The organism is Acidovorax sp. HMWF018 (assembly GCF_003061035.1).
GTDB lineage: Bacteria > Pseudomonadota > Gammaproteobacteria > Burkholderiales > Burkholderiaceae_C > Acidovorax > Acidovorax delafieldii.
This window is the reverse complement of sequence record NZ_QAIM01000129.1, coordinates 1-3,321: the sequence shown is the minus strand read 5'-3', so window position 1 is coordinate 3,321 and position 3,321 is coordinate 1. Positions and strand designations below refer to the sequence as shown.

The window sequence follows — 3,321 nt, the reverse complement described above, 5'->3', positions numbered from 1 at the left end:
AGGTGGAGGTGCTATCGCTGGACGACAAGTTCGACCCCAAGCTGACCCTGGACAACACCCGCATACTGATCGAACAAAAGGGCGTGATCGGCCTGTTCATGACCCGTGGAACGCCCCACACCCAGGGCATCATCCCGGTGCTGGAGCAGCATGGCGTGCCGCTGGTGGGTCCGTCCACCGGGGCGATTGCGCTGCACCAGCCGGTGAGCAAATACGTGTTCAACGTGCGGGCGCCCTACCAGCGCGAGGTGACCAAGGCCATTTCGCACCTGCACACGCTGGGCATCCAGCGCATTGGCGTGGTGCATGTGGACGACACGTTTGGCGCCGACGGGCTGGCTGGTGCACAGGCCGGGTTCAAGGCCAACAACATCGAGGCGCTGTTCATCGAAAAGTTTGACCGTGCCAAGCCCGACTACAGCGCCATCGCCCCGCGCGTGGCCGGCAAGCAGCCCCAGGCCGTGATCTTCATCGGCACCGGCGCGGCGGTGGTCGACGGCATCAAGGCCTTGCGCGCCGCGGGCGTTGCCGGACAGATCGTCACCCTGTCCAACAACGCGTCGGGCGGGTTTGTGAAGGCCCTGGGCGACCAGGCCCGGGGCGTGGTGGTGACGCAGGTGTTCCCGTCCGAGCGCTCGCTCAACTACCCGGTGATCAAGGAGGCCATCGATCTGGCCAAGGCCAAGAACATCGGCGACCTGACGCCCGCCATGCTGGAGGGCTTTGTGAGCGCCAAGGTGCTGGTGGAAGGCCTCAAGCGCGCGGGTGCCAAGCCCGACCGCGCCAAGCTGCATGCGGGGCTGGAGAGCATCCACAAGTGGGACGTGGGTGGGCTGGAGCTGAGCTACAGCCCCACCGACCACAGCGGACTGGACTTCTCCGACCTGTCCATCATCGGCACGGACGGCCGCTTCAAGCGCTGACGCGGCGCAAGCGCCCGCGCGTTACGACACGACAAAAAAAGGCCCTGCCAGCAGTCGCTGGCAGGGCCTTTTTCATGCCGGGCAATGTGCTTATTGCGCGCTTGCAGCCGATGCAGGGGCTGCAGCGGGTGCCGGCGCGGCGGCGGCTGCGGGTGCAGCTGCGCTGGCGGGTGCCTCGGGGGCGTGCACCGCATCGGCACCGTGCTTTTCTCCGCCCATGTCGGCCTTGTCGCCCGCCGTGATGATCACGTACATCGACAACGCAGCAAACAAGACGAAGCCAACAACAATCTTCCACATATCAATATCTCCTGGGATGGGTTTGTTCAATCAAGGGGCCTGGCTGACGCGCAAGGTTGTGGGTTGTACTGGTGCGCGACACAAGCCCCTTGATGGAACACAGGGCCCGACCCTTGCGGGGCGGGCCCTGTACACCGGTCAGTAACGATCAGTCGTTGGCGTAGATGTCCACGTCTTTGGTTTCCTTGATGAACAGGCCACCGATCACCACCGTGGCACCGGCGATGATGATGGGGTACCACAGGCCGTTGTACATGTTGCCGGTCTGGGCCACGATGGCAAACGCCGTGGTGGGCAGCAGGCCGCCGAACCAGCCGTTACCGATGTGGTACGGCAGGGACATGGACGTGTAGCGGATGCGGGTGGGGAACATTTCCACCAGCATTGCGGCGATGGGGCCGTACACCATGGTCACCAGCAGCACCAGGTAGGTCAGGATGATGGTGACCATCACCTTGTCGATGCGTGCAGGGTCAGCCTTGGTGGGGTAGCCAGCGGCCTTCAGGTCGTCGGCCACGAGCTTCTTGAACTCGGCGTCTTTCTTCTTGGCTTCGTCAGCGCTCAGGCCCTTGCTGGTGTACGAGGGGATTGCGGTTTCGCCAATCTTGATGCTCGCCACCGTACCGGCGGGAGCCACAGCGTTTTCATAGCTCACCGAAGCGCCAGCCAACACCTGCTTGGCGATGTCGCACGAGCTGGTGAACTTGGTGGTGCCGGTGGGGTTGAACTGGAACGAGCACTCTGCAGGGTCAGCGGTGATCACCACCTTGTTCTTGGCCTGGGCTTCAGCCAGGGCAGGGTTGGCCGCCTTGGTCAGTGCACCGAACACAGGGAAGTACGTCAGCGCGGCCAGCAGGCAGCCTGCCAGGATGATGGGCTTGCGGCCGATCTTGTCCGACAGCGAACCGAACACGATGAAGAACGGCGTACCAATCAGCAGCGACACGGCCACGAAAATGTTGGCGGTGGCGCCATCGACCTTCAGCGCTTGCGTCAGGAAGAACAGCGCATAGAACTGGCCCGAATACCACACCACGGCCTGGCCGGCGGTCAGGCCCACCAGTGCCAGGATCACGATCTTCAGGTTCTTCCACTGGCCGAAGGATTCGGTCAACGGTGCCTTGGAGGTCTTGCCCTCGGCCTTCATCTTCTGGAAGGCAGGCGATTCGTTCATCGACAGGCGGATCCAGACCGAAATGGCCAGCAGCAGGATCGACACGATGAACGGAACACGCCAGCCCCAATCACCAAAGGCTTCTTCGCCCAGCACGGTGCGGGTGCCCAGGATCACCATCAGCGACAGGAACAGGCCCAGCGTGGCGGTGGTCTGGATCCAGGCGGTGTAGGCGCCGCGCTTGCCGTGCGGTGCGTGCTCGGCCACATACGTGGCAGCACCGCCGTATTCACCGCCCAGTGCCAGGCCTTGCAGCAGGCGCAGGGCAATCAGGATGACGGGAGCGGCCACACCGATGGACGCGTAAGTCGGCAAGATGCCCACGATGAAGGTGGACAGGCCCATGATAAGGATGGTGACCAGGAACGTGTACTTGCGGCCGATCATGTCGCCCAGGCGGCCGAAGAAGATGGCGCCGAAGGGACGAACAATGAAGCCCGCCGCAAACGCCAGCAGCGCGAAGATGAACGCCGAACCAGCATCCAGACCGCTGAAGAACTGCTTGGCGATGATGGCTGCGAGCGAGCCGTACAGGTAAAAGTCGTACCACTCGAAAACGGTGCCGAGCGACGAGGCGAAGATGACCTTCCTCTCTTCGGGCGACATCGGCCGCGGTGCGGGATGAACAGTTGCCATGGTGTGTGTCTCCTATTGGTGTTACAGACCGCACTGCGGCGGGCTGCACGCATTCTTGGAGATGGCACTGACCACCCTCTGACGCGAAACCAACAAGAGCTTTCATCAAACTGACCGCTCTCTGACAACTTAGGGTGAAACCCGCAGCACCCCTTTCAGCATCCGGAAATTGCTCAGGGCTTGCCGGGTAAACCCGATGGGAGCTGGCTGACAGCGTCCCAGGCGGGGCCGTCGAACCAGGCGTCGCCATCGAGGTAGGCACGCAGCATGGGCAGGCCGTCCAGCCCC

Annotated in this window: 3 protein-coding genes and 1 pseudogene; 1 reads left to right on the top strand and 3 read right to left on the bottom strand. The window is 63.0% G+C overall.

From position 1 onward, the window contains the following. Window positions 1–923 (top strand): ABC transporter substrate-binding protein (locus DBR23_RS05045; RefSeq protein WP_108497512.1); only part of this gene is annotated, 923 nt, incomplete at its 5' end. A gap of 90 nt (window positions 924–1,013) precedes the next feature. Here DBR23_RS05045 and DBR23_RS05040 read toward each other — a convergent pair. The 3 genes and pseudogenes from DBR23_RS05040 to DBR23_RS05030 form a co-directional block, all read right to left on the bottom strand. Further along, complete coding sequence (locus tag DBR23_RS05040) at window positions 1,014–1,223, bottom strand: hypothetical protein (protein WP_056057887.1); 210 nt, start codon at window positions 1,221–1,223, stop codon at window positions 1,014–1,016. A 148-nt stretch (window positions 1,224–1,371) separates the two neighbouring features. Further along, window positions 1,372–3,033, bottom strand: a complete 1,662-nt coding sequence (locus DBR23_RS05035) for an MFS transporter (protein WP_056057882.1) — start codon at window positions 3,031–3,033, stop codon at window positions 1,372–1,374. A gap of 173 nt (window positions 3,034–3,206) precedes the next feature. Continuing rightward, window positions 3,207–3,321, bottom strand: a pseudogene (locus tag DBR23_RS05030) (2-hydroxychromene-2-carboxylate isomerase); the annotation flags it as partial.